We start from the raw sequence: 22019 nt of genomic DNA, 5'->3' as shown, positions 1-22019 counted from the left end.
TTTCTTGCTGGATGCGGGGCAGGAGGGTGCCCCGTCTTCGGCCGTCGGACGCAATCCGGCATCACCTCACCGCGTGAGGAGCGTTTTCGACGGCGGGCAGCGCCTGCCTTCGACGGAAGAGTGCCTGTCACCATGGATGCGGCCGCCTGACGGGGGCGCTCCAGCAGTCGAACAAGATGCTCGCGGCCCGGCTTCGGCTCGACTGCGAGTCGGGAGGGGACTTGTGAGCGAGATTGTCTTTATCGCGAAGGAAACGGATGCGCACGAAGGGCGCGTCGCGGGTTCGGTCGAAAGCGTCAAGAAACTGAAGTCGCTGGGCTTCGACGTCGTCGTCGAGGCGGGCGCGGGCCTGCGCTCGCGGATCCTCGATTCGGAATACGAGAAGACCGGAGCGCGGATCGGGTCGGCGGTGGATGCGGCGAGCGCCGACGTCGTGCTGAAGGTACGGCGCCCGACCGATGCCGAGATCGCCGGTTACAAGTCCGGCGCGATCGTTATCGCGATCATGGATCCCTATGGCAACGAGGCAGCGATTGCGGCGATGGCGGGAGCAGGGCTGACCGCCTTTGCGATGGAGCTGATGCCCCGCATCACCCGGGCGCAGTCGATGGACGTCCTGTCGTCGCAGGCGAACCTTGCCGGCTACCAGGCGGTGATCGATGCGGCCCATGAATACGACCGGGCGCTGCCGATGATGATGACGGCGGCCGGCACAGTGCCGGCGGCGAAGGTTTTCGTCATGGGCGCAGGCGTTGCCGGGCTGCAGGCGATCGCCACCGCAAGGCGCCTCGGCGCGGTCGTGTCGGCGACCGACGTTCGCCCCGCCGCCAAGGAGCAGGTCGCCTCGCTCGGCGCCAAGTTCATCGCCGTCGAGGACGAGGAGTTCAAGGCGGCCGAGACCGCCGGCGGTTACGCCAAGGAAATGTCGAAGGACTACCAGGTCAAGCAGGCCGCACTCGTCGCCGAGCATATCGCCAAGCAGGACATCGTCATCACAACGGCGCTGATCCCGGGCCGTCCGGCCCCGCGGCTCGTGACCCGCGAAATGCTCGATGCCATGAAGCCCGGCTCGGTCGTCGTCGACCTCGCCGTCGAGCGCGGCGGCAATGTCGAGGGAGCGGAAACCGGAAAGGTCGTGGAGGTCGGCGGCATCAAGGTCGTCGGTCACCTGAACGTGCCGGGCCGCATCGCCGCTTCCGCCTCGCTGCTTTATGCCAAGAACCTCGTCACCTTCCTCGAGACGATGGTCTCGAAGGAGACCAAGGCACTGGCGCTCAACATGGAGGACGAGCTCGTCAAGGCGACGGCGCTGACCCACGGCGGCGCCGTGGTGCATCCGGCCTTCGGCGGCGCGAAAGAGGGGGACAAGTAATGGCGAATGAACTTCTCGACAAGGCATTGGCCGATCTCGATCGGGCCGTAGAAGCGGTCAGGACCGCGGCCGAATACGTGCCGGATGCCGCCGGTGCGGTGGCGCACGGTGCCACCGGCGGCGCGATCGATCCTTTCGTCTTCCGCCTGGCCATCTTCGTGCTGGCGATCTTCGTCGGCTACTACGTCGTCTGGTCGGTGACGCCGGCTTTGCACACGCCACTGATGGCGGTGACCAATGCGATCTCGTCGGTGATCGTCGTCGGCGCGCTGCTTGCGGTCGGCATTTCGGCCTCGGGGCTTGCCACCGGCTTCGGCTTCGTGGCGCTGGTGCTCGCCTCGGTCAACATCTTCGGCGGCTTCCTGGTCACCCAGCGCATGCTCGCCATGTACAAGAAAAAAGACAAGTGAGGCGGGCCGATGAACGCTAACTTCGCAGCCTTCCTCTACCTCGTCTCCGGCGTGCTGTTCATTACGGCGCTGCGCGGCCTGTCGCATCCGACCACCAGCCGCCGGGGCAATGCCTACGGCATGATCGGCATGGGCATCGCCATCGCGACGACGCTTTTCCTCGCCATGCCTTCGATCGGCGGCTTTCTGCTGATCGTGCTCGGGCTTGCGCTTGGCGGCGGTGCCGGCGCCTATATCGCCAAGCGCATCCCGATGACGGCGATGCCGCAGCTCGTCGCCGGCTTCCACTCGCTCGTCGGTCTTGCCGCGGTGCTGGTCGCCGCCGGCGCGCTTTATGCGCCGTCCTCCTTCGGCATCGGCGAAATCGGCGCGATCCACGCCCAGGCGCTCGTCGAGATGGCCCTCGGCGTTGCGATCGGTGCGATAACCTTCACCGGCTCGGTCATCGCCTTCCTGAAACTCGACGGCCGCATGTCCGGCAAGCCGATCCTCTTGCCCTACCGCCATGCGATCAACATCGCGCTGGTCGCACTCGTCGTTTTCTTCATCATCGGTCTGGCGCTGACCGAAAGCCATTTCGATTTCTGGGCAATCGTTCTTTTATCGCTCGTCTTCGGCGTCTTGATCATCATCCCGATCGGCGGCGCCGACATGCCGGTCGTCGTCTCGATGCTCAACTCCTATTCCGGCTGGGCGGCTGCCGGCATCGGCTTCACGCTCGGCAACCTGGCGCTGATCATCACCGGTGCGCTGGTCGGCTCGTCGGGTGCGATCCTCTCCTACATCATGTGCAAGGGCATGAACCGCTCGTTCATCTCGGTGATCCTCGGCGGCTTCGGTGGCGAGACGGCGGCTGCTGGCGCCGACGACGGCATCCAGCGGACGGTGAAGCAGGGCTCGGCCGACGACGCCGCCTTCCTGATGCAGAACGCCTCGAAAGTGATCATCGTGCCGGGCTACGGCATGGCAGTGGCGCAGGCGCAGCATGCGCTGCGCGAGATGGGCGACAGGCTCAAGGAAGCGGGCGTCGAGGTCAAATACGCGATCCATCCTGTCGCCGGTCGCATGCCCGGGCACATGAACGTGCTCCTCGCCGAGGCAAACGTGCCCTATGACGAGGTGTTCGAACTCGAGGACATCAACTCGGAATTCGCCCAGGCCGACGTCGCCTATGTCATCGGCGCCAACGACGTCACCAACCCGGCGGCGCGCGACGACAAGACCTCGCCGATCTACGGCATGCCGATCCTCGACGTCGACAAGGCCAAGACCTGCCTTTTCGTCAAGCGCTCGCTCGGCTCCGGCTATGCCGGCATCGACAACACGCTGTTCTACAAGGACGGCACGATGATGTTGCTCGGCGACGCCAAGAAGGTCACCGAGGAGATCGTCAAGGCGATCAACCACTGACGCGATCGGTACAACTCAGACGAAAATCCCGGACGGCACGTCGCCTGCCATCGGTAAGCAAACCCGACCCTTGAAGGTCAGCCGATGGCGTGCGGCTTCAGCAGATCCTGAAGGCCGATGTTGCGGTACATTTCCGCCCGCACACGGTCGGCGACGCCGTTGACGATTTCCGCGCCGTCCTGTGACGGATCGATATGGGTGCGGAACGGACGGCTTCCGAAGGGCATGTTGACGATATCGACGATAGCGGCAGCGACGGCGCCCGCGTCGGCATCGGCCGGTTCGAGAGCACCCAGACCCTTAAGCGCCTGTTCTGCGACACCCCTGTATGGGCCTTCGCCGTATGCACCGGCGCGTGCCGCATCGGCGGGTGCGCCGGAATGGGCGAAATGGTTGGTCCCCCTGGTGAAGGCGCCTGGCACGATGATGGCGGTTTCGATGCCCCAGCGCGTGAGTTCGGCGGCGTAGGATACGGCGAGCGAGTCCATTGCGGCCTTGGCGGCGAAATAGGGCGCCAGGAAGGGCGGCGTGCCGCCCCGGGTGCTGGAAGACGAAACCCATACCACAAGACCCTTGCCCTGTTCGCGCATAAGGGGAAGGGCAGCCCGGTTCACGCGCTGCGTCGAGAGCACGTTGACGTCGTAAAGCTCGGCGAGCTGTTCCGGCGTGAATGCCTCGGCGGGGCCGAAGGACATGTGGCCGGCATTGTGCACGATGACATCGATGCGGCCTTGATCGGCAACGATCCTGGCGATCGCCGCTTCGACGGAGGCATCGGAGATGACATCAAGTTCGATCGGCCGAAGATCGGCGCCATGTTCGGCGGCGAATATTCTCGCCGCCTCGACCTGGGGGGCGTTGCGGCCTTCGATTGCGCGCATGCCGGCATAGACCACATGCCCTGCCTTTGCGAGTGCGCGGGCGGTGAGGGCGCCAAAACCGCTGGAGGCGCCGGTGATGACGATAACTTCCTTGTTCATGATCTTGATCCTTCCATTGGCGTGGTTCGAATGAATGGCGACCGATCAGGCGACCCCGCCGTTTGCGCGCAGAACCTGGCCATTGACCCAGCCGGCATCGGGGCCAACGAGGAAAGCGACGACATTGGCAATGTCTTCCGGCTGGCCGAGTCGTTCGAGCGGCGGCATCTTGGTGAACTGGGCGATCAGTTCGTCGCTCTTGCCGGTAAGAAAGAGATCGGTTGCGATCGGGCCTGGGGCCACGGCGTTGACGGTGATATTGCGGCCGCGCAACTCCTTGGCGAAGACATGCGTAAAGGCCTCGACCGCTGCCTTGGTGCCGTTGTAGGCGGCATAGCCCGGCATGTTCAGTGCCAGTGTCGTCGATGAGAAGTTGACGATCCGACCGCCATCCCGCATCCGCCTTGCGGCCTCGCGCATCGTGTTGAACGTGCCTTTCACATTGATGGCAAAGTGCCGGTCGAATTCCTCGTCGGTCGTGTCGGCCAGCGCCACGGTTTTCAGGATGCCGGCATTGTTGACGAGGACATCGACGCCGCCGAAGGCGGCTTCGGCCGCATCGAACATCCGGCGGACGGCTTCGACGCTGCTGACATCCGCCCTGGCGGTCAGGGCCTTGCCGCCTCCTTCCTCGATCGCGCGCGCCAGCACCTCGGCGGGTGCGGGATCGCCGGAATAGTTGATGACGACAGTAAACCCGTCCTTCGCCAGGCGTTCGGCAATGGCGGCGCCGATGCCGCGCGAGGCGCCGGTGATGATCGCGACCTTGTTCGTGTTTGCAGACATCTCGTCTCTCCTTCGATTGAAGCGCTGTGCGCCGTTGACACGAGAGAAGATGCCTCCATTCTAATTGCGGATAATCATGCGTTATTCGTCAATACTATCCGGAGGCATCGAACAATGGACAGGTTGGACGCCATGCGGGTCTTTTCCCGGGTCGTCGAGCGGAAGAGCTTCACGTTCGCTTCAGAGGATCTCGGTCTGCCGCGCTCGACCGTCACCGATGCGGTCAAGCAGCTCGAAGCGCGGCTCGGCGTACGGCTCCTGCAGCGCACGACGCGGCATGTGAGCCCGACGCTCGATGGCGAAGCCTATTATCAGCGCTGCATCACCATACTGGACGATATCGAGGACGCCGAGGGGGCGTTTGCCGGGGCGAAGCCGAAGGGGCTCCTCAGGGTCGATGTTCATGGCACACTGGCACGACACTTCGTTCTGCCCAGGCTACCGGCCTTTCTCGAAACCTATCCCGATATCGAGCTCTACATGAGCGAGGGCGATCGGCTGGTGGATTTGGTCCGGGAAGGCATCGACTGCGTGCTGCGTGTCGGCGAACCGCAAACTAGCGACATGATCGGCCGCCGGGTCGCAATGCTCGACGAGATCACCTGTGCGTCACCGGGCTACATCGCCCGGTTCGGCGTGCCTCGGGCGATCGACGACCTCGATGGACACAGGATGATCGGGTTTCGCTCGTCGGCGACAGGCAACCTGTTGCCGCTCGAGTTCGTCGAGGAGGGGGGCGTTCGCACGGCGACACTTCCGGCGACCATCGCCGTCAACGCGGCGGAAAGTTTCGTGGCAGCGGCGCGGCTGGGGCTTGGCCTCGTTCAGGTGCCCCTCTACCACGTCGAGGGCGATCTGCAGAGCGGCGCGCTCGTCGAGGTGCTGAGGCATTGCCGGCCGACGCCCACCCCTGTCTCGCTGTTCTATCCGCGCAGTCGGCAGCTTTCTCCACGCGTGCGCGTGTTCATCGATTGGCTGGTCAAGGTCTTCGCTGAAAGGCGTTCCGCAGATGCGACACCGTGAGCATCAGGTGGCGGCAATCTCCGGGTCCCAGGTAAACAGCTCCTTTGCCCGGGCGATCCCGCGCAACGCGAAACGGCCAAGTGAAACGGCATCGGCGCGCAAGATAGGCGGACAGGCTTCGACAAATTCCGAGGACATGATGACATGCCGTTCGACAGACCGGCACATCGACGCGATCCGGCTCACCTCGTTGACCGCCGGACCGACGACTGTGAAGTCGAGCCGGTTCTGGCTGCCGATGTTGCCGTAAAAGACTTCGCCGATATGCAGGCCCAGGTAGACGTCGGTCGTCGGCAGTCCGTTATCGAGCCGCTTTGCGTTCAGCTCGTTCAGCATCAGGCGCAACTGCCGCTCGGCGGCGACCGCCGAGGCGCAGGCGCTGGCGCGGTCGCCGGCGTTGAAGATCGCCAGAACGCCGTCGCCTATCAGCTTGAGGACGCTGCCGCCATGATCGTGTATGGCGGTGATCACGGTACCGGCATAGTCGTTGAGAAGCGGAATAATCTCCTCCGGCGCGACCGTCTCGGATATCCGCGTATAGTTGCGCAGGTCGGAAAACCACATAACGGTCTCGATTTTCTCGGCCGCACCGCGCTCGATGCTGCCCTTGACCACGCGCCGACCGGCGTCGTGACCGAGATAGACGTCGGCAAGCGTGCCGATGATGCGCACGCATGAGGCCGCTTTGACGGCGAGTGCGAGCGTCGGCAGCAGCACTCTCAACGCGTTGGCGTCATCTTCGCTGAAGCCGTCCGCCCTCTTCGTCGTCCAATAGGAATAAAAACAGTCCATCTCGCCGACGCGGCCCTGGTCGGTAAAATAATGGATCATGCTGATGCAGTCGGTGTGGCCCTCCGCCCTCAACGTATCGAGGAAATTGTAGGGAACGGACTTTTCAGCAGCGAGCCGGATACGTCGCTCGGCCTGGTGCTCCACGAGCATGTGATAGAAGATCGAGCGGTGCCAGCTCGCCTGCATCTCGCCGGTGGCGGTTGATCCATAGGGAGTGACCTCGGGGGCTTCCCCGCTTTCGCTGTCCCAGGTGAAGGAACGGCCTTCGATTTCAGGATGAAGTGTGTCGATCAGGCCAAGCGCGCGCTCGATGGGGAGCCCGGCCTGCTGGCACCTCTCGCAGAAGCCGGCGAGCAGCTCTGGCTCCTCGCTCCCCCGGATTCCCTGCTCGGATGTCCATAGCACCAATTCGTGGATCTGCTGGTCGTTCATCATTCTTCCTGTCGAGACGACATCTGCTTTTTGCTGTCACCTGCGGGGGCAAATGACCGATGCCATAAACTATTCGACATTTGGTCGTTCGACCAGTTGCAGTTCGCCCTGTCTGGCCGGCTTGCGGGCATGCAAAGGCGGAACGACAAAGGCCCCGGTTTGACCAGGGCCCCTGAATCTCTTTTCCGTCCCGTCATATCGCGGTTTTTCTCCCGCATGTTTCCTTAAATCGCAGCCGATTTAAGGATAAAAACATGCCGCAACTCAAAGCGATACAGCGTCGTTTGCGCGTCTGATAAGACGCGCGGCGCGTAGCATGATGATCAGCCTGCAGGCGCCAGCGTCAATTGGTCGACGCCAACGGCAAGGTTCAGCCCTTCCTGGACCTGGACATTCACCGGTTGCAGCATGAAGGCCTTGTTCGTTCCACCGGCGATTACCTTGGCACCGGCACCGACGGCAAAGCTCGCATCGGCGCCGAGACCGTAATACTCACCAGCAAGGGCGTGCGCCGTTACCGGCGTGCCAGTCTTGGCCAGCACGTCCCAAACCATCACGGTCTTGCCGGTCGCGCCGACATCAAGGCCGAACTTCCTGATCATGCCTGCGTAGACGGCCGTCGGTGCGCCATTGGCAGGCCTGTAGGTGCACATCAGGTTCTTCGTCGATGTGATGATGAGACCTGTGCCGCCTTCCGAGCCGCACGTGAGGCGGCCGAGCGTGACATAGCTTTGCGCAGCAGCGGGTCCAGCACCCGAAAGGGCAGCAAGGGCGGCCACTGCAATGAAGGTTTGCTTGATCATGGCTCAGTCTCCGTTATTGAAGCCATTGGTCAAACGGCTTCAAGACCGTGAAGGTTCCACGACCGGGGACTTGGCCGCCATACGCGAGCGAGCACAAAAACGCCCGCGAGATCGTCGCGGGCGTCGAAAGATCGGGAAAATTCCGATCAGGAAACCGATTTCACGCGGGCGAGACCCGCCCGGGCCGGCTCGTATTTGGGATCGAGCGAAAGCGCATGCGAATAGGACTTCGACGCCTTTGCCTTGTCGCCGCGGCGCTCGTAGATCAGAGCCTGGTTTGCCCAGGACTCCGCCACTTTGCCGTTCAGGTTGATGGCGGTGTTGAAGTCGGAAAAGGCATTGTCGTCGTCCCCCTGTGCGACATAGGAAATGCCGCGGCCGTTATAGGGTTCCGGCGAACTCGGCGAGAGCGAAATCGCCGTCGAGAAATCCTCGATCGCCTGCCCATGCTCGTTGCGCGCCTGATAGATCAAGCCGCGATTGTGATAGGCGCGGGGGTCGGTGGTGTCGAGCTGGACCGCCTTGTTGAAGTCGTTGAAGGCGGCGTCGAGCTGACCGGCCTGTCGGTAGAGATTGCCGCGGCCGATATAGGCGACATCATAGCTCGGGTTGAGCTGCAGGGCGGTATTGTAGTCGGAGACCGCGGCCTGCTGGTTGCCCATGTTACGCTGGACGAGCGCACGGTTGGCATAGGCCTGGTAGAAGCGCGGATTGAGCTCGATGGCCTTGTCGAAATCGGCGAGTGCGCGACGGAACTCGCCGGCACGGCCATAGGCCGAGCCGCGTACGTTGTAGCCTTCCGGGTCGCTCGGATTGGAGGCGATGACGTTCGAAAGCGAGGCGATGTTTTCCTCCGAGCCCTGCGCCCGCTCGACGCGGATCATCGATTCGGAGTTGTCGGTCTGGCAGCCTGCGAGAAGCAGGGTGGAGCCGAGGATGAGCATGGCGGCAAGCTTCGGCCTGCGCTGGTGGCGGCGGTGCGCCTCATTAATGGCGGAGACGTCCGCAGTCATGGCAGCAAGTGTCAAAGTCGATCCCTCAATGCGACAAGATCCGAAAGCCGTCGGCTTTCCGTTCACGGAGACCGGCAGATGCGCGGGGCTCCAGCCAGGGGTTCATCAGATCCTCCGGCGATCCGACCGGCTTATCCCGTCCGGGCGCCTGACCGTCGCAAGCTGACACGTCACGCTAGCTTGCCGACGGACATGGTGTCCATACTAAAAAGGCGGCGGCGATACCTCGCCCCCGCCACGACTTACATTGGAAAGCGTCGAAAAAACGACAAATCAGCGGGCCAGAAGGCCTTCACGCTGTGCGCGCTTGCGAGCCAGCTTGCGAACGCGGCGGACGGCCTCAGCCTTTTCGCGCGCACGCTTCTGGGACGGCTTTTCGTAGAAGTCACGCATCTTCATTTCGCGGAAAATGCCTTCGCGCTGCATCTTCTTCTTGAGAGCGCGGAGCGCCTGGTCGACATTGTTATCGCGGACAAGTACCTGCACGTGAATCCCGTTCCTTTGCTTCGAGTTGTCAGCCTCACCGTCAGGTATGGGAGGCAAAGAATATGTATTCGCTGAGCTGGAAGCTCTACGATTAAGGGAGCGGATACCAGATCGGGCCGGGAAAGTCCAGTGACGACAATGCGAGTGGACCGGAAAAAATGCACAACGCCGGGCTCCGGCGCGCGTGACAGGCCAGAAGACCGGCTTTCGCGGGGTGTCTGCGCAATGTCGCAACTCCGCCCAAGTTCGCCGAATCGCGTCGCAAAAGAAACGTTGCATGGCTCTCAGATTTGCGATTTCTAACGCCAACAACACATTTTCTCGGGGTTCATGGAGTAGCAGGCGGATGCGCAAATATTCTGTTTTTGCCGTGGCGCGCGAGGCGCTGCGCGGCCACAAGGGCTGGGGGCCGCATTGGGCCTCGCCGGAGCCGCGCAACGAATATGACGTCATCATCATCGGTGGGGGCGGGCATGGCTTGGGCGCCGCCTATTACCTCGCCAAGGAGCATGGCATCACCAATGTCGCGGTGCTCGAAAAGGGCTGGATCGGTGGCGGCAACACCGGCCGCAACACGACGATCATCCGGTCCAACTATCTCTATGAAGAGAGCATGGACATCTACGAGCATTCGCTGAAGCTCTGGGAGGATCTGTCTCAGGACCTGAACTACAATGTCATGTATTCGCCGCGCGGCGTCATGATGCTGTCGCACAACATCCATGACCAGCAGTCCTTCAAGCGGCACATCAATGCCAACCGCCTCTACGGCATCGACAACGAGTGGCTGACGCCGGAGCAGGCCAAGGCCTATTGTCCGCCGCTCGATATCTCGAAGACCGCCCGCTATCCGATCAACGGCGCGGCGCTGCAGCGGCGCGGTGGCACCGCACGCCATGACGCGGTCGCCTGGGGCTATGCGCGCGCGGCTTCCGACCGCGGCGTCCACATCATCCAGAACTGCGAAGTGACGGGCATTCGCCGCGACGCGACCGGTCGCGTTATCGGCGTCGATACCAATCGCGGCTTCATCGGCGCGAAGAAGGTCGGTATCTCTGCTGCCGGTCACTCCTCAGTCTTGATGCAGATGGCCGACGTGCGCGTGCCGCTGCAGAGCCAGCCGCTGCAGGCGCTCGTTTCCGAGCCGTTGAAGCCGATTTTCCCCTGCGTCGTGATGTCGAATTCGGTGCATGCCTATATCTCGCAGTCGGACAAGGGCGAGTTCGTCATCGGCGCCGGCACCGACCAGTACAATTCCTATTCGCAGACCGGCGGCCTGCAGATCATCACCCATACGCTGGACGCGATCTGCGAACTCTTCCCGATGTTCCGCCGCGTCAAGATGATGCGGCAATGGGGCGGTATCGTCGACGTGACGCAGGACCGCTCGCCGATCCAGGGTGTCACGCCGGTGCCGGGTCTGTACCTCAATGCCGGTTGGGGAACGGGCGGGTTCAAGGCGACGCCGGGCTCGGCCAACCTCTTTGCCCATCTCATCGCGCGCGGCGAACCGCACAGGCTCGCTGCCGGCCTGACGCTCGAGCGTTTCCGCACCGGGCGGCTCATCGACGAGGCGGCCGCTGCCGCCGTTGCGCACTAGAAGGATAGAGCGACCTTGGCGCCTTCTGTGGAAGGCGCGGCGCTCTGATGCGAGGACATTCCAGATGCTTCTGATTTACTGCCCCTATTGCGAAGAAGAGCGCTCCGAGCTTGAGTTCCGCAATGCCGGCGATGCCCATATCGCCCGCCCGACCAATATCGCCGAGATCAGCGACGAAGAGTTCGAGGCCTATTTCTTCCTGCGCGACAATCCGAAAGGCGTGATCTTCGAAAGATGGCGGCACATCCATGGCTGCGGTCGTTTCTTCAATGCGGCCCGTGACACGGTGAGCGACCGGTTCCTTACCACCTACAAGGCCGGCGAGCCGAAGCCCGACCTCGATGCCAAGCCCAAGACGAGCGCGACGGCCGAGACCTACGAGCCCCTGGAAGGAGCAGCGCAATGAGCGGAGCCAATCGCATTTCGGGTGCGGGCCGCCTGACGCCCGCCCGCACCGCCAGGTTCACCTTCGATGGACGGACGCTGACCGCGCTCGAGGGTGATACGGTCGCCTCGGCGCTGCTTGCCCACGGCATCCATCTCGTCGGCCGTTCGTTCAAGTACCACCGTCCGCGCGGCATTCTCTCCGCCGGTGCCGAGGAACCGAACGCGCTGCTCGACGTATCGCGCGACGCGGCACGCAGACAGCCGAACGTGCGCGCCACGGTGCAGGAGGTCTTCGACGGGATGAAGGTCTCGTCGCAAAATCGCTGGCCCTCGCTCGCCTTCGATGTCGGCGGGTTCAACGACCTGCTCTCGCCCTTCTTTGCCGCCGGCTTCTACTACAAGACCTTCATGTGGCCGAAGGCGGCGTGGCACTCGCTCTACGAACCCTTCATCCGGCGTGCGGCCGGCCTCGGGGTTGCGCCGACGGAAGCCGATCCGGATCACTATGCGAGCCGGTACGTGCATTGCGACGTGCTGGTGATCGGTGCGGGCGTTGCCGGTCTTTCGGCGGCGCTTGCGGCGGCGCAGGCCGGCGCCAAGGTCATCCTCTGCGACGAGCAGTCGGAAGTGGGCGGTGCGCTCCACTACGACAGTGGCACGGTCATCGACGGCAAACCCGGTTACGAGTGGGCGCAGGCGACCGGCAGGGCGCTTGCGGACAGGGACAATGTCACCGTACTGACCCGCACGACGGCGTTCGGCTACTACAACCACAATTTCATCGGTCTCGTCGAACGGGTAACCGACCATCTCTCCGCGCCGGACAAGACATTGCCGCGCGAGCGGCTGTGGCAGGTGCGGGCGAAGAAGGTCATCCTCGCCAACGGCGCTATCGAGCGTCACATGGTCTTCGCCAACAACGACCGGCCGGGCATCATGCTGGCGTCGGCGGGTCGCGCCTATCTCAACCATTTCGGCGTCGCCGTCGGTACCATGGTCGGCATCTACACGGCGCATGATTCCGCCTACGAGGCCGCCTTTGATCTCAGGAAGGCGGGCGTCACCGTGCCGGCGATCGTCGACAGCCGCGAGAAGCCCGGCGAGGCGGTGCTCAACGAAGCACGCCGGCTCGGCATCGAGGTGCTGACCGGCCATTCGGTCGTCAACACCACGGGCAAGCTCAGGATCTCCTCGATCAGCGTATCCCGAAGGGGTGGCGGTGCGGCGCGCAAGATCGCCGTCGATGCGCTGCTCGTCTCTGCCGGCTGGACGCCGTCGGTGCACCTGTTCTCGCAGTCGCGCGGCAAGGTGAAGTTCGACGCCGCGACGGAGCGCTTCCTGTCGGGTACCTATGCGCAGGATTGCCTCTCGATCGGTGCCTGCAACGGCACGGACGATCTCCAGGCGACGATCGACGAGGCGCTCGCCGCCGGTGAACTGGCAGCGCGCGCCGCGGGTGCTGAAAACGGATCGCAGCTCGCAATCTCGGGCGAGAACGCCTTCGCCTGGACGGGCGGCATGATTGGCGCAGCGGAAGGGGCGGGGCCGGACACGACGGTCAAGGCCTTCATCGACTTCCAGCACGACGTCTGCGCCAAGGACATTCGCCTTGCCGTGCGCGAAGGCATGCACTCCGTCGAGCATATCAAGCGCTTCACCACCAACGGCATGGCGTCCGACCAGGGCAAGCTCTCCAACATGCACGGGCTCGCGATCGCCGCGGAAGCGCTCGGCAAGGGGATCCCCGAGGTGGGGCTGACGACCTTCCGCCAGCCCTACACGCCGGTGACATTCGGCGCGATCGTCAACCATTCTCGCGGGAGCCTCTTTGATCCGGCCCGCAAGACGCCGATGCATGCCTGGGAAGAGGCGCAGGGCGCCGAGTTCGAGGATGTCGGCAACTGGAAGCGCGCCTGGTTCTATCCGAAGGCCGGCGAGACCATGCACGAAGCGGTTGCGCGCGAATGCAAGACCGTCCGCGAGGCGGCCGGCGTCTTCGATGCGTCGACGCTCGGCAAGATCGAGGTCGTTGGCCCCGACGCGGCCAAGTTCCTCAATCTGATGTACACGAACGCCTGGGACAACCTGAAGCCCGGCCGCTGCCGTTACGGCATCATGCTGCGCGACGACGGCTTCGTCTATGACGACGGCGTCGTCGGCCGGTTGGCCGAGGACCGTTTCCACGTGACGACGACGACCGGCGGCGCGCCGCGCGTCATGCACCACATGGAAGACTACCTGCAGACGGAGTTCCCGCACCTGAAGGTCTGGCTCACCTCGACCACCGAGCAGTGGGCGGTCATTGCGGTGCAGGGACCGAAGGCGCGCGAGATCATCGCACCGCTCGTCGAAGGCATCGATCTTTCGAACGAGGCCTTCCCGCACATGAGCGTTGCCGAAGGGCGGATCTGCGGGGTGCCGACGCGGCTCTTCCGCATGTCCTTCACCGGCGAACTCGGTTTCGAAGTCAACGTTCCGGCGGACTACGGCCAGGCCGTGTGGGAGGCGATCTGGGCCCGGGCGGAGCCGATGGGCGCCTGCGCCTACGGCACCGAGACGATGCACGTGCTGCGCGCCGAGAAGGGCTACATCATCGTCGGCCAGGATACCGACGGGACCGTCACCCCGGAGGATGCCGGCCTTTCCTGGGCGGTGTCGAAGAAGAAGCCGGATTTCGTCGGCATTCGCGGGCTGAAGCGCCCGGACCTCGTCAAGGACGGTCGCAAGCAGCTCGTCGGTCTCCTTACCAAGGATCCGAAGGTGGTCCTGGAGGAAGGCGCGCAGATCGTGGCCGATCCGAACGAACCGAAGCCGATGACCATGCTCGGCCATGTCACCTCGTCCTACTGGTCGGAAAATTGCGGCCGGTCGATTGCGCTGGCGGTCGTCGCCGGCGGACGCGAGCGCCTCGGGCAAACCCTTTACATCCCGATGGCCGACCGGACGATCGCCGTCGAGGTAAGCGACATGGTGTTCTTTGATAAGGAAGGAGGTCGCCTCCATGGCTGACCAGGCAACTGCAATCCGCAATACACCGCTCGCCGGCCTCCGTGGCGGCTCGCCGGCGGCGATCCTGACGCCTGCGGCACCCGCCTCGCGGATATCGCTGCGTGCGTCACCGGACGCGGTTTCGGCGCTCTCCGCTGCGCTCGGGGTCACTCTGCCGGTGCGGCCGAAGACGTCCGCTTCCACCGGAAAGCGCCACGCGCTCTGGCTCGGTCCGGACGAGTGGCTGGTGATCGACGAAGACGGCAAGGATTTGATGGCGGCCGCCGCGTCCAGTGACGTCATGCATTCGGCGGTCGACATTTCCCATCGCAACACGGCCGTCATCGTCAGCGGCCCGGGCGCCGAGGTGGCGATCAACAGCGGTTGCCCGCAGGACCTGTCGCTCGCGATCTTCCCGGTCGGCGCTTGTTCTCGGACGGTTCTGGGCAAGGCGGAAATCGTGCTCCTCCGCACGGCCGAGGATACATTCCGCGTCGAGTGCTGGCGGTCGTTCTCGCCCTTTGTTTTCGGCCTTCTCTCCGAAGGTGCCGAGGACGCGGGGCACTGAAGGGGCGTTTATCTCGAACTTGCAGGCGGCGGAGCGATCCGCCGCTTTTCTTTTGTGAGCGCTCGCGTCTCGTGTGCGCCTCATCCGGCTGCCGCCACCGTCTCCCCGCAGGCGGGGAGAAGGGATATGCCGCACCGCCCAAGTCCCCTCTCCCCGCCTGCGGGGAGAGGGTCAGCGTGAGGGGCAGTCCACGCCTCCGACGTCTCGACTTACGAGAACCGATTACGTTAATTTCCCTTCGATTCGGCCGAGAATCATGAGGGTGAAAAGCGGAGGAGCGAGCGTGAAGACACACGCGGCGGTGCTGAGGAAATCACCGGTCGAAAGACCCTATGCCAACACCCGGCCCCTTTCGATCGAGACCGTCGATCTCGATCCGCCGGGACCGGACGAGCTTCTGGTCAGAATTGGCGCTGCCGGCCTCTGTCACTCCGATCTCTCGGTCATCAATGGCGATCGGCCACGTCCGGTGCCGATGGCGCTTGGGCACGAGGCGGCCGGTACCGTGGAGGCGGTCGGCAGCAGCGTGCGCGACATTGCGCCGGGTGATCGGGTGGTGATGAGCTTCATGCCGAGCTGCGGCCATTGTCTGCCCTGCGCGGAAGGCAGGCCTGCGCTCTGCATTCCGGGTGCGGAGGCGAACGGCAAGGGCACGTTGCTTTCAGGCGGGCGCCGTCTGCGCTGCGCTGCGGTTCCCGTGCATCACCATCTCGGCGTTTCCGCCTTTGCCGATTATGCCGTCGTCTCGCGCCACTCCGCCGTCAGGATCGAGGCGGACCTGCCGATGGTCGAAGCGGCCCTGTTCGGCTGCGCTGTGCTCACCGGCGTCGGTGCAGTCGTCAACACCTGCCAGGTCAGGCCCGGTCAGTCCGTTGCCGTTGTCGGCCTTGGTGGCGTCGGGCTGGCGGCCGTTCTCGGCGCGATCGCCGCCGGCGCCGAACGTATCGTCGCGGTCGATCTTGCGGAGGAGAAGCTGAAGCTGGCGCTCCAGCTCGGCGCGACCGACGCGTTCCTGGCCGGCGATCCGGATGCCGCCGAAAAGATCCGCGAGGCGACCCGCGGCGGCGTCGATCATGCCGTGGAGGCGGCGGGATCGGTGAAAGCCTTCGAGCTTGCCTACCGGATCACCCGGCGCGGCGGCTTGACGGCGTCAGCGGGACTTGCCCACCCATCGAGCCAGATCGCCGTCCCTGCGGTCAGCCTCGTCGCCGAGGAACGCACAGTTCGCGGCAGCTATATGGGAAGCTGCGTGCCGAGCCGCGATATCCCGCGATTCATTGCCCTCTACCAGCGCGGCAGGTTGCCGGTCGACCGGCTGCTGTCGAGCACGGGGCCGCTCGAAGAGATCAACGAGGCGTTCGATCTTCTCGATCAGGGGCGGGTCATCCGCCACGTGATCACGTTCTGAATTTGTGGCTTCGGCAATCATCTGTTTTTCGGCAGGCCGATCCAGTCTATCCATCGACCATGGAAATCCGCCCGACCGATCAGATGCTTCTCACCGTCGGGCCAAGTCTGGAGAGACAGCGCCGCGCCAGGCCTTAAGCCGTCCGCTTCCACCTGCAGCCAGGCAAGCGGTGCATCCGCCGTTGCAGCCGCGCCCGCAGCCGCGATCAGCGCCGCGCCCTCTTGCTGGGCGGACTCGGGCAGATATTGCCAAGCGACCGAGTGATAGACGACGTGAACCTTGCCGGGGAAGGGAAGGGCGAGGCGCTGTTTCAGCCAGTCCACCGCGTCTGCACGCTCGACAAGGTTGCCATGGGCAGCCGCGATCGCCAACGCGTTTCGGGTCCGCTCGAGCCGGTCCGGTTGGTCGGCCCAGATGTAGGAGAGCAGGCGTAGCCGGTCCTCCTCGCTCATTGGATCAAGCGGGTTGATATCGCATCCTGCCCGTCCGGCGATTTCGACCGACCCGCTGAGCGGCGCTGATCCCGACCATTGGGGCGAGATGACGACCCCGGATCCCATATCGCCCCAGTGGCTGCCGGAAAGCGCGTAGCCGTAGCGATCCCAATGAAGGTTCAACCCGGCACTCGCGCCGATTTCGGAAAGGACAAGTGGTTTGCCGAAAGTGTGAGCGACCGCGAGGAAGCCGGCTAGCAGCGCGGCAGAGCGGCGCACTTCGTTCGTTTGCGGCGCAGACGAGAGCCGCTCGAGGATCAAATCTCCGTGCTTCCGAAACGCCGCTTCGCACGCTGCCCAGAGCGTCTCGTCATCGGTGACATTCGGTGGGTAACACAAAATCAGTGTCTGGTCGCGATCCAGCAACACAAGGGCATGCAGCGCACCGCAAAGCCGCAGCGCCACGGAGTCCGCCTTGGAGGAGGGATCGCCTTCCCAACCTAAGATGCGGCTGCCGACCAGGCTCTTGCGATCGAGGCGCTCGGCGGCCAGCCGGCAGAGCCGGCCCATGAAAGGAGAACCGAGTTCTTCGCAGGACTTGCCCTGGCCGCGAAAGGCTCGACGGACCCGCTCCTCGGTTTCCGCTTGCTCAGGCATCCGCCGGCCGGTCCTTTGGATCGAACTGGATGATCGTCTGCCATGTCGCCGTCAGCGCCGGTTTTCTTTCGCCCTCGATTTCGACAGTGGTGTCATAGGTGATCATCAGCATGCCGGCGCCGCGGAAGCGGGCGTCTGCCATGTTGAAACGACCGCGCACGCGTGCGCCGCTCTTCACCGGTGCCACGAAGCGCACCTTCTCGAAGCCGTAGTTGATGCCCATCGTCTGTTCGCGGATCTTCGGCAGGCAATTGTAGTTCATCGCCGAAAGCAGCGAGAGCGACAGGAAGCCATGGGCGATCGTGCCTCCGAAGGGCGTTTCGACCGCTGCGCGCACCGGGTCGGTGTGGATGAACTGGAAGTCGCCCGTCGCCTCGGCGAAACTGTCGATGGTCTTCTGCGTCACGGTGATCCAGTCGGAGACGCCGAGCTCCTTGCCGATCAGACCCTTGACCTCTGAAAGTGAAATTTCCTGCGGCATTTGATTGTCCTGATCGCCTCTAAAAAGACTAGAGCGGAATGCGGGCTCACACTTTCCTCATCCCGCTCCACGGGCCTCCCAACCGATCTATATGCTGGCAGGGGCAACCCTAGCAAGTAGTCGTAAAAACTCAGAAAACCTCGACGAAGAAGGCGACAGAGCGGGCAGCAGCGAATGAGGGCGCCGCCGTGTCGGAAAGAGCGTCGCGCCACTCGCCGTCGAGGCTCGCAGGAAGCTGAAAGGGATGCGGTGCATGACCGCGGTTCACAACCACGGCGAGCCTTGTCGCCCGTCGCTGTTCCCGGTCCCCGGTTGTAAGGAGCATGGCGAGGTTGTCGGTCGCCGGGTGCTCCCAATCCTCGACCGTCAATGGATGGCCGTCGAGACGCAGCCAATCGACATCGCCCCTGCCGGTGAAGAAGCCTGTCTGCGCGAAGACATCGAAACGCCGTCGCATCGCTGAGAGCGCGGTCGTGTGATCGACGAGCTTCGGATCGAGCTTCGCCCAATCGAGCCAGGTCACGGCGTTGTCCTGCGCATAGGCATTGTTGTTGCCGCCCTGGCTGTGTCCGCCTTCATCGCCGGCGGTCAGCATGATCGTTCCGCGCGAAGCGAAAAGCGTGCCGATCAACGCCATGGCGTCCGCTTGTCTCGCGGCCTGGATCTCCGGATCGTCGATGGGGCCTTCGGCGCCATTGTTCCACGAATAGTTCTCGTCGTGGCCGTCGCGATTGCCTTCCCCGTTCGCCTCGTTGTGCTTGCGCGCATAAGAGGCGAGATCCGTCAGCGTGAAGCCGTCATGCGCGGCGATGAAGTTGACGCTGCGGGTCGCCGTCTCGCCCCATCGCGAGAATGTGTCGGAGGAGCCCGCGAGTGCGGTCGCGAGTGCGCCAATCGCATGCCGGTCGCCGCGCCAGTAGCGGCGAATATCGTCACGCGCGCGGTCGTTCCATTCGAGGAAGGGCTCGGGGAAATTGCCGAGCTGATAGCCGCCAGGACCGGTATCCCAGGGTTCGGCGATAAGAATGCGATCGCCGAGGACGGAATCCGCGGCTATGTCCGCAAAGAGAGCGGCGTCGCGGTGGAAGCCGCTCATATCACGCCCGAGGATCGACGCGAGGTCGAAGCGGAATCCATCGACGCCGGCGGCAAGCACGAAATGGCGCAGGCTGTCGAGGATCAGGTGCCGTACCACCGGATGGTCGCAGGCAATCGTATTGCCGCAGCCGGTGTCGTTGATGAGTTCGCCGGGCCGATCGGTCGCGTGGCGGTAATAGGTCAGGTTGTCGAGGCCGCGCATCGATAGGGTAGTGCCGAGGCGGTCGCTCTCGCCGGAATGGTTGAAAACGAGATCGAGGATGACGCCGATGCCGGCCCTGTGCAGTGCCCCGACAGTGTTGCGCAGTTCCTCGATGCCGCCGGGAACGAGCCGCGGGTCGATCGCCATCGGGGCGATCGGATTGTAGCCCCAGCCGTTGTGAAGGCCGAGCGGCGGCAGGTGCCGCTCATCAATCCAGGCGACGATCGGCATCAGTTCGATGGCCGAGACGCCAAGGCGCTTCAGGTGGTCGATGATCACCGGTTCCGCCAGTGCGCCGACTGTGCCGCGTTTCTTCTCGGGAATATCCGGATGCAGAATGGTGAATGGTTTGACAGCCACCTCGTAGATCAATCCGCCGGGCTCAAACAGCGGTGGTCCCACCTTCACCGCCTTGGTTTCGGTCACGATCGCCTTCGGGACCAGATCGGCGGTCTCCTCGCCGAAGATCGTCAGGCGAGGATCATGGCGAAAGGGACGATCAAGTTCGATCGCGTAGGGATCGACCAGAAGCTTCGAAGGATCGAACCAGAGCCCATGATCGGGCGAGTAGATGCCGTCGGCCCGCAAGCCATAGCGGGTACCGACAGGCACATCGTCAAGCGTCAGGCTGTGAACGTCTCCGTCGCGCAGCGTCGGCAGGCGACGGAGTTCCTTGTCGCCCGATCTGTCGAACAGGCAAAGCTCGATGCGAGCAGCATGGCGGGACCAGACTGCAAAGCGCGTTCCGTCCGGCGTGCGCGTCACGCCGAGGGGTGGAGTTCCGGTCGTCGGCATGAAGGGCCCCCTTCTGATGTGGTTGACGTCATGTCCCGCTCACCCCCTCTGCCCTGCCGGGCATCTCCCCCACAAGGGGGGAGAATGGATGTGGCCCGCTCGGTGCCCCATCGCAAGGCTTCGAATTGTAAGGGTTCCCTGTTGGAGCGAGGGGCTCGCCGCGAGCCGATCTCCCCCCTTGTGGGGGAGATGCCCGGCAGGGCAGAAGGGGTAAGAAGGCCGGAGAGGGAGGGCCGCGCATCGCGGCCCTCCTCGATACAGCGCCTTAGGTAATGACGCTCGGTTGATCGCGGCCGGTTCGCGTCCTGATCTCGGCAATCTCGTCGGCCACGGCGATGAGGTCCGCAAGTGCCGCCTGCGTGTCGAGGTCGTGGCGTGTCGGGTCCGCTTCGAACCGCTCGATATAGACCCTGAGCGTCGCGCCGGATGTACCGGTGCCGGAAAGGCGATAGACGACACGCGATCCGCCCTTGAACAGGACGCGGATGCCCTGGTTCTTGCTCACCGATTTGTCGACCGGATCGTTATAGGAAAAGTCGTCGGCCGTCTCGACCGCGAGAGCGCCGAAGCTCTTGCCAGGCAGGGCGGCGAGCTTGTCGCGCAGGGCACTGATCAGGCCGTTTGCCGCGTCGGTGTCGACCTCTTCGTAGTCGTGGCGCGAATAATAGTTGCGGCCATAGGTCGCCCAGTGCTTGCGGGCGATATCGAGTGCGCTTTCCTTGCGCACGGCAAGGATGTTGAGCCAGAGCAGCACCGCCCAGAGCCCGTCCTTCTCGCGCACATGGTTGGACCCGGTGCCGGCACTTTCTTCGCCACAGATGGTCGCCAGACCCTCGTCGAGCAGGTTGCCGAAGAATTTCCACCCCGTCGGCGTCTCGTAGATGCCGATGCCGAGCTTTTCCGCCACGCGGTCGGCGGCGCCGCTAGTCGGCATAGAGCGCGCGATCCCCGCCAGTCCCTTGGCGTAGCCGGGTGCCAGGTGCGCGTTGGCCGCAAGCATTGCCAGGCTGTCCGAAGGCGTCACGAAGATGCCCTTGCCGATGATGAGATTGCGGTCTCCATCGCCGTCGGAAGCGGCGCCGAAATCCGGGGCGTCCGGCGCCATCATCGTTTCGTAAAGGGCGCGGGCGTGCACGAGGTTCGGATCCGGATGGTGGCCGCCGAAGTCGGGCAACGGTATGAAATTCATCACCGAGCCTTTCGGCGCTCCCAATCGCCTCTCGATGATCTCCTTGGCGTATGGCCCGGTGACCGCGCTCATCGCATCGAACACCACCCGGAAGCCGCCGGCGATGAGCTTGCGGATCGCCGCAAAGTCGAACAGGCTCTCCATAAGCTCGGCGTAGTCCGCGACCGGGTCGATGACCGTCACCGTCATATTCTCGATCTGGTGGGAGCTTTCCAGGTCCAGATTGACGTCGGCGACGTCCGCAATCTTGTAGCTGTCGATGACTTTGGTACGGGCGAAGATCGCATCCGTTACCTTTTCCGGCGCCGGACCGCCGTTGCTGACATTGTATTTGATGCCGAAGTCCTCGGTCGGACCGCCGGGGTTGTGGCTCGCCGACAGCACGATGCCGCCGAAGGCCTTGTATTTGCGGATGATATTGGAGGCAGCCGGAGTCGACAGGATGCCACCGCGGCCGACAAGCACGCGGCCGAAGCCATTCGCGGCCGCCATCTTGATGGCCTTCTGGATGACTTCGCGGTTGTAGTAGCGGCCGTCGCCGCCGATCACCAGCGTCTGGCCCTCGAAGCCTTCGAGCGAGTCGAAGATCGACTGGATGAAGTTCTCGGCATAGTTCTTCTGCTGGAATACCGGAACTTTCTTCCGCAGGCCGGACGTGCCGGGTTTCTGATCGCCATAGGGGTTGGTGGAGACGGTTTTAATCAT

19 protein-coding genes are annotated in these 22019 nt (G+C 63.8%); 9 read left to right on the top strand and 10 right to left on the bottom strand.

What is annotated here, in order from left to right:
* The first annotated feature begins 223 nt into the window (after positions 1–223).
* Genes RB548_RS16060 through RB548_RS16050 form a run of 3 tightly spaced genes read left to right on the top strand, consistent with a single transcriptional unit; the run spans position 224 to position 3192 of the window.
* Positions 224–1372: a Re/Si-specific NAD(P)(+) transhydrogenase subunit alpha gene (locus RB548_RS16060; protein WP_331372244.1), complete on the top strand. Its 1149-nt coding sequence runs from the start codon at positions 224–226 to the stop codon at positions 1370–1372.
* A complete protein-coding gene (locus RB548_RS16055) occupies positions 1372–1782 on the top strand; it encodes an NAD(P) transhydrogenase subunit alpha (protein WP_066878745.1) in 411 nt (136 codons plus the stop codon). Before RB548_RS16060 ends, RB548_RS16055 begins: the two co-directional genes overlap by 1 nt.
* Positions 1783–1791: 9 nt before the next feature.
* Entirely contained in the window at positions 1792–3192 is a 1401-nt protein-coding gene (locus RB548_RS16050; protein WP_331372243.1) for an NAD(P)(+) transhydrogenase (Re/Si-specific) subunit beta, read from the top strand.
* A 77-nt stretch (positions 3193–3269) separates the two neighbouring features.
* Here the strand turns inward: RB548_RS16050 and RB548_RS16045 are convergent, their stop codons facing one another.
* Both RB548_RS16045 and RB548_RS16040 read right to left on the bottom strand, forming a co-directional pair.
* Positions 3270–4172: an SDR family oxidoreductase gene (locus RB548_RS16045; RefSeq protein ID WP_331372242.1), complete on the bottom strand. Its 903-nt coding sequence runs from the start codon at positions 4170–4172 to the stop codon at positions 3270–3272.
* Positions 4173–4217: 45 nt separating this feature from the next.
* Entirely contained in the window at positions 4218–4958 is a 741-nt protein-coding gene (locus RB548_RS16040; RefSeq protein ID WP_331372241.1) for an SDR family oxidoreductase, read from the bottom strand.
* Positions 4959–5072: 114 nt separating this feature from the next.
* Between RB548_RS16040 and RB548_RS16035 the strand changes: the two genes are divergently transcribed.
* A complete protein-coding gene (locus tag RB548_RS16035) occupies positions 5073–5981 on the top strand; it encodes a LysR family transcriptional regulator (RefSeq protein ID WP_331372240.1) in 909 nt (302 codons plus the stop codon).
* A gap of 3 nt (positions 5982–5984) precedes the next feature.
* Here RB548_RS16035 and RB548_RS16030 read toward each other — a convergent pair whose 3' ends face one another.
* From RB548_RS16030 to rpsU, 4 genes are all read right to left on the bottom strand, one after another.
* Positions 5985–7205, bottom strand: a complete 1221-nt coding sequence (locus RB548_RS16030) for an adenylate/guanylate cyclase domain-containing protein (RefSeq protein WP_331372239.1) — start codon at positions 7203–7205, stop codon at positions 5985–5987.
* A 323-nt stretch (positions 7206–7528) separates the two neighbouring features.
* Entirely contained in the window at positions 7529–8008 is a 480-nt protein-coding gene (locus RB548_RS16025) for a DUF992 domain-containing protein (protein WP_331372238.1), read from the bottom strand.
* Between the two features lie 146 nt (positions 8009–8154).
* Positions 8155–9021 carry a tetratricopeptide repeat protein gene (locus RB548_RS16020; protein ID WP_331372237.1) on the bottom strand — a complete coding sequence of 289 codons (867 nt, stop codon included), beginning with the start codon at positions 9019–9021 and terminating at the stop codon, positions 8155–8157.
* A gap of 273 nt (positions 9022–9294) precedes the next feature.
* The gene (rpsU, locus tag RB548_RS16015; RefSeq protein WP_012709405.1) at positions 9295–9507 is read right to left on the bottom strand and encodes a 30S ribosomal protein S21; all 213 of its coding nucleotides are present in this window, start codon (positions 9505–9507) and stop codon (positions 9295–9297) included.
* Between the two features lie 346 nt (positions 9508–9853).
* Between rpsU and RB548_RS16010 the strand changes: the two genes are divergently transcribed.
* The 5 genes from RB548_RS16010 (at position 9854) to RB548_RS15990 (ending at position 16458) form a co-directional block, all read left to right on the top strand.
* Positions 9854–11107 carry a sarcosine oxidase subunit beta family protein gene (locus RB548_RS16010; RefSeq protein ID WP_331372236.1) on the top strand — a complete coding sequence of 418 codons (1254 nt, stop codon included), beginning with the start codon at positions 9854–9856 and terminating at the stop codon, positions 11105–11107.
* 64 nt (positions 11108–11171) lie between these two features.
* Complete coding sequence (locus tag RB548_RS16005; protein ID WP_331372235.1) at positions 11172–11513, top strand: sarcosine oxidase subunit delta; 342 nt, start codon at positions 11172–11174, stop codon at positions 11511–11513.
* The gene (locus RB548_RS16000; RefSeq protein WP_331372234.1) at positions 11510–14503 is read left to right on the top strand and encodes a sarcosine oxidase subunit alpha; all 2994 of its coding nucleotides are present in this window, start codon (positions 11510–11512) and stop codon (positions 14501–14503) included. Before RB548_RS16005 ends, RB548_RS16000 begins: the two co-directional genes overlap by 4 nt.
* Positions 14496–15050: a sarcosine oxidase subunit gamma gene (locus RB548_RS15995; RefSeq protein WP_331372233.1), complete on the top strand. Its 555-nt coding sequence runs from the start codon at positions 14496–14498 to the stop codon at positions 15048–15050. The genes RB548_RS16000 and RB548_RS15995 overlap by 8 nt, the downstream gene beginning before the upstream one ends.
* A gap of 283 nt (positions 15051–15333) precedes the next feature.
* On the top strand, positions 15334–16458 hold the full coding sequence (locus RB548_RS15990; RefSeq protein ID WP_331372232.1) for a zinc-dependent alcohol dehydrogenase family protein: 1125 nt from the start codon (positions 15334–15336) through the stop codon (positions 16456–16458).
* Positions 16459–16475: 17 nt separating this feature from the next.
* On the opposite strand, the gene RB548_RS15985 is transcribed toward RB548_RS15990, so the two are convergent.
* The 4 genes from RB548_RS15985 to RB548_RS15970 all read right to left on the bottom strand — a co-directional run bounded on the left by RB548_RS15985 (position 16476) and on the right by RB548_RS15970 (position 22019).
* Entirely contained in the window at positions 16476–17549 is a 1074-nt protein-coding gene (locus tag RB548_RS15985) for a DUF2332 domain-containing protein (RefSeq protein WP_331372231.1), read from the bottom strand.
* Positions 17542–18030 (bottom strand): MaoC family dehydratase, encoded by a 489-nt coding sequence (locus RB548_RS15980; protein ID WP_331372230.1) that lies wholly within the window; start codon positions 18028–18030, stop codon positions 17542–17544. Before RB548_RS15980 ends, RB548_RS15985 begins: the two co-directional genes overlap by 8 nt.
* 130 nt (positions 18031–18160) lie before the next feature.
* Entirely contained in the window at positions 18161–20125 is a 1965-nt protein-coding gene (glgX, locus tag RB548_RS15975) for a glycogen debranching protein GlgX (protein WP_331372229.1), read from the bottom strand.
* A gap of 265 nt (positions 20126–20390) precedes the next feature.
* On the bottom strand, positions 20391–22019 hold the full coding sequence (locus RB548_RS15970) for an alpha-D-glucose phosphate-specific phosphoglucomutase (RefSeq protein ID WP_331372228.1): 1629 nt from the start codon (positions 22017–22019) through the stop codon (positions 20391–20393).

The organism is Sinorhizobium chiapasense, from assembly GCF_036488675.1.
GTDB lineage: Bacteria > Pseudomonadota > Alphaproteobacteria > Rhizobiales > Rhizobiaceae > Sinorhizobium > Sinorhizobium chiapasense.
The sequence above is the reverse complement of the archived record's forward strand: the minus strand, read 5'-3'. Positions and strand labels throughout refer to the sequence as shown.

Excerpts from the sequence above, each read along its gene's own strand:
- RB548_RS16055 (WP_066878745.1), top strand. The coding sequence starts at position 1,372 with ATGGCGAATGAACTTCTCGACAAGGCATTGGCCGATCTCGATCGGGCC.
- RB548_RS16050 (WP_331372243.1), top strand. The coding sequence starts at position 1,792 with ATGAACGCTAACTTCGCAGCCTTCCTCTACCTCGTCTCCGGCGTGCTG.
- RB548_RS16045 (WP_331372242.1), bottom strand. The coding sequence starts at position 4,172 with ATGAACAAGGAAGTTATCGTCATCACCGGCGCCTCCAGCGGTTTTGGC.
- RB548_RS16040 (WP_331372241.1), bottom strand. The coding sequence starts at position 4,958 with ATGTCTGCAAACACGAACAAGGTCGCGATCATCACCGGCGCCTCGCGC.
- RB548_RS16035 (WP_331372240.1), top strand. The coding sequence starts at position 5,073 with ATGGACAGGTTGGACGCCATGCGGGTCTTTTCCCGGGTCGTCGAGCGG.
- RB548_RS16030 (WP_331372239.1), bottom strand. The coding sequence starts at position 7,205 with ATGAACGACCAGCAGATCCACGAATTGGTGCTATGGACATCCGAGCAG.
- RB548_RS16025 (WP_331372238.1), bottom strand. The coding sequence starts at position 8,008 with ATGATCAAGCAAACCTTCATTGCAGTGGCCGCCCTTGCTGCCCTTTCG.
- RB548_RS16020 (WP_331372237.1), bottom strand. The coding sequence starts at position 9,021 with ATGACTGCGGACGTCTCCGCCATTAATGAGGCGCACCGCCGCCACCAG.
- RB548_RS16010 (WP_331372236.1), top strand. The coding sequence starts at position 9,854 with ATGCGCAAATATTCTGTTTTTGCCGTGGCGCGCGAGGCGCTGCGCGGC.
- RB548_RS16005 (WP_331372235.1), top strand. The coding sequence starts at position 11,172 with ATGCTTCTGATTTACTGCCCCTATTGCGAAGAAGAGCGCTCCGAGCTT.
- RB548_RS16000 (WP_331372234.1), top strand. The coding sequence starts at position 11,510 with ATGAGCGGAGCCAATCGCATTTCGGGTGCGGGCCGCCTGACGCCCGCC.
- RB548_RS15995 (WP_331372233.1), top strand. The coding sequence starts at position 14,496 with ATGGCTGACCAGGCAACTGCAATCCGCAATACACCGCTCGCCGGCCTC.
- RB548_RS15985 (WP_331372231.1), bottom strand. The coding sequence starts at position 17,549 with ATGCCTGAGCAAGCGGAAACCGAGGAGCGGGTCCGTCGAGCCTTTCGC.
- RB548_RS15980 (WP_331372230.1), bottom strand. The coding sequence starts at position 18,030 with ATGCCGCAGGAAATTTCACTTTCAGAGGTCAAGGGTCTGATCGGCAAG.
- glgX (WP_331372229.1), bottom strand. The coding sequence starts at position 20,125 with ATGCCGACGACCGGAACTCCACCCCTCGGCGTGACGCGCACGCCGGAC.
- RB548_RS15970 (WP_331372228.1), bottom strand. The coding sequence starts at position 22,019 with ATGATTAAAACCGTCTCCACCAACCCCTATGGCGATCAGAAACCCGGC.